This window comes from Pseudoduganella sp. RAF53_2 (genome assembly GCF_052113985.1).
In the GTDB taxonomy this organism is placed as follows: domain Bacteria; phylum Pseudomonadota; class Gammaproteobacteria; order Burkholderiales; family Burkholderiaceae_D; genus Rugamonas.
Genome location: NZ_JBFRDW010000708.1, coordinates 1 through 2950, shown reverse-complemented (window position 1 = coordinate 2950; position 2950 = coordinate 1). Strand labels below are relative to the sequence as shown.

Annotated in this window: 3 protein-coding genes; all 3 read left to right on the top strand. The window is 63.0% G+C overall.

Translation table 11 applies throughout. The features are described 5' to 3' along the window. The coding region (locus tag AB4Z11_RS28180; protein ID WP_442029135.1) for a response regulator transcription factor at positions 1-502 on the top strand (502 nt) is incomplete at its 5' end. Between the two features lie 55 nt (positions 503-557). After that, the gene (gene hemA / locus AB4Z11_RS28175; RefSeq protein ID WP_442029134.1) at positions 558-1832 is read left to right on the top strand and encodes a glutamyl-tRNA reductase; all 1275 of its coding nucleotides are present in this window, start codon (positions 558-560) and stop codon (positions 1830-1832) included. Positions 1833-1915: 83 nt separating this feature from the next. Beyond that, the coding region (gene prfA, locus AB4Z11_RS28170) for a peptide chain release factor 1 (RefSeq protein ID WP_442029133.1) at positions 1916-2950 on the top strand (1035 nt) is incomplete at its 3' end.

The window sequence follows — 2950 nt, the reverse complement described above, 5'->3', positions numbered from 1 at the left end:
GCGCAAGACGCGCGAAAAGCTGCCGGAGAATGCCCCCGTCATGTTCATCACCACCAGCTCGGGCGAGGACGATATCGTCGCCGGCCTGGCGGTGGGCGCATCCGATTACATGATCAAGCCCCTGCGCCGCAGCGAGATGGTGGCGCGTGTGCAAGCCCAGCTGCGCCGCGCTTACCCAAGCCAGAATGGCGCAGAACAGCTGCAATTTGGACAATATGTGTTCGAAACCCGCCCCGGCCGTCTGCTGATGGATGGCCAGGTTCTGGACGTGACGCACAAGGAGTTCTACCTCGCTCTGCTGTTTTTCCGCAACATCGGCCGCCCGCTGTCCCGCGCCTACATCCACGAATCGGTGTGGATTCGCGAATCGGAAGTGCCGTCGCGGACCATGGACACCCACGTTTCGCGGGTCCGCAACAAGCTGCAACTGAAGCCGGAAAACGGCTTCCGGCTGGTGCCCGTGTACAGCTACGGATACCGTCTGGAAAAGCTGGGTTCCTGAAGGATTGCAGCGCATCACGGTATAATGTCGGCTAATCCCCCACGCGTGACCGTAAATGCAACTTCTCGCCGTCGGCCTCAATCACACCACTGCGCCCGTCGCCTTGCGCGAACGGCTGGCGTTCGCGCCTGAGCAGCTCGGGACGGCGGTCACGGCGGCACGCAACTGGTTCCAGCGTATCGACGGCGGCGGCGGCAATGAAGCGGCCATTCTGTCCACCTGCAACCGCACCGAACTTTACGCAGCCAGCAATGCCGACAATCCGCTCGATGCGGGCGCACATTTCCTGGCCGAGTTCCACCAGCTGAACTTTAACGAGCTGCGTCCGCATCTCTACATGCTGCCGCAGCATGACGCCGTGCGCCACACCTTCCGCGTTGCGTCCGGCCTGGATTCGATGGTGCTGGGCGAGACCCAGATCCTGGGCCAGATCAAGGACGCCATCCGTACCGCCGATGAAGCGGGCGGCCTGGGCACCTATCTGCACCAGCTGTTCCAGCGCAGCTTCTCGGTGGCGAAAGAAGTGCGCAGCACCACCGAAATTGGCGCACACAGCGTATCGATGGCGGCTGCCGCCGTGCGCCTGTCGCAGCGCATCTTCGACAAGATCAGCGACCAGAACGTGCTGTTCATCGGCGCGGGCGAAATGATCGAGCTGTGCGCCACCCACTTCGCGGCGCAGAATCCCAAATCGATCACGGTGGCCAACCGCACCATGGAGCGCGGCGAATCGCTGGCACACCGCTTCAATGGCAAGGCCACGCGCCTGGCCGATCTGCAGAACCAGCTGCACCAATACGACATCGTCATCTCGTGCACGGCTTCTTCGCTGCCACTGATTGGCCTCGGCATGGTCGAGCGCGCGATCAAGGCACGCCGCCACAAGCCGATGTTCATGGTCGACCTGGCCGTRCCGCGCGATATCGAAGCCGAAGTGGGCCGCCTGAACGACGTTTTCCTGTACACCGTGGATGACCTCGGCAAGGTGGTGCAGACCGGCCTGGAAAACCGCCAGGCCGCGGTGGCGCAGGCTGAAGCGATTATCGAAACGCGCGTGCAATCCTTCATGCACTGGATCGACGACCGCGCCGTGGTGCCCGTCATCCAGGGCCTGCACGAAAACGGCGAAGCGATTCGCCTGCTGGAACTGGAGCGCGCACGCAAGCTGCTCGCGAAAGGCGAATCGGTCGATGCGGTGCTGGAAGCGCTGTCCAAAGGCCTGACCGCCAAGTTCATGCACGGCCCGCAGCAAGCGCTGCACCGCGCACAGGGCGACGAACGCGCCCAACTGGCAGAACTGCTGCCAACGCTGTTCCGCGGCCGCCGTTAGCGGCGCCGGTCTCCTGCCGCGCGACGCGGCACCTCCCGCACTTCCCGCGCTACCTCGGCGCAATCTTCAACAACAGGATTCTGATGAAACCATCAATGCTGGCCAAGCTGGACCAACTGGCAAACCGTCTGGACGAACTGGACCATCTGCTGATGTCCGAAGGCGCCACGTCGAATATGGACAGCTACCGCAAGATGACGCGCGAGCACAGCGAGCTGGGCCCGCTGGTGGCGCTGTACAAGGACTACCAGCAGGCGCAGAGCGATATCGACGAAGCGCAGGCCATGCTGTCCGATCCGGACATGAAGGAATTCGCGCAGGAAGAAATCGAAGGCGGCAAGGCGCGCATCGCCACGCTGGACCTGGAACTGCAGAAGATGCTGTTGCCAAAGGATGAAAACGACGAGCGCAATATCTTCCTCGAAATCCGCGCCGGCACCGGCGGCGATGAATCGGCGCTGTTCGCGGGCGATCTGCTGCGCATGTACACGCGCTTTGCCGAGCGCTCGCGCTGGCAGGTGGAGATTGTTTCCGCATCCGAGAGCGATCTGGGCGGCTACCGCGAAGTGATCGCGCGCATTATCGGCAACGGCGCTTACTCCAAGCTGAAGTTCGAATCGGGCGGACACCGCGTGCAGCGCGTGCCGGCCACCGAAACGCAGGGACGCATCCACACTTCCGCCTGCACCGTGGCGGTGATGCCGGAAGCGGATGAAGTGGAAGACGTGCATATCAATCCGGCCGATTTGCGCATCGATACCTTCCGCGCATCGGGCGCGGGCGGCCAGCACATCAACAMGACCGATTCGGCGGTGCGCATCACGCATATCCCGTCGGGCATCGTGGTCGAGTGCCAGGATGACCGCTCGCAGCACAAGAACAAGGCATCGGCCATGAAGGTGCTGGCGGCGCGCATCAAGGACGTGCAGCTGCGCGAGCAGCAATCGAAGGAAGCGGCGACGCGCAAGAGCCTGATCGGTTCCGGCGACCGCAGCGAGCGCATCCGCACCTACAACTTCCCGCAAGGCCGCATGACCGACCACCGCATCAACCTCACGCTGTACAAGCTCGACATGATCATGGACGGCGACCTGACCGAACTGACCACCACCCTCACC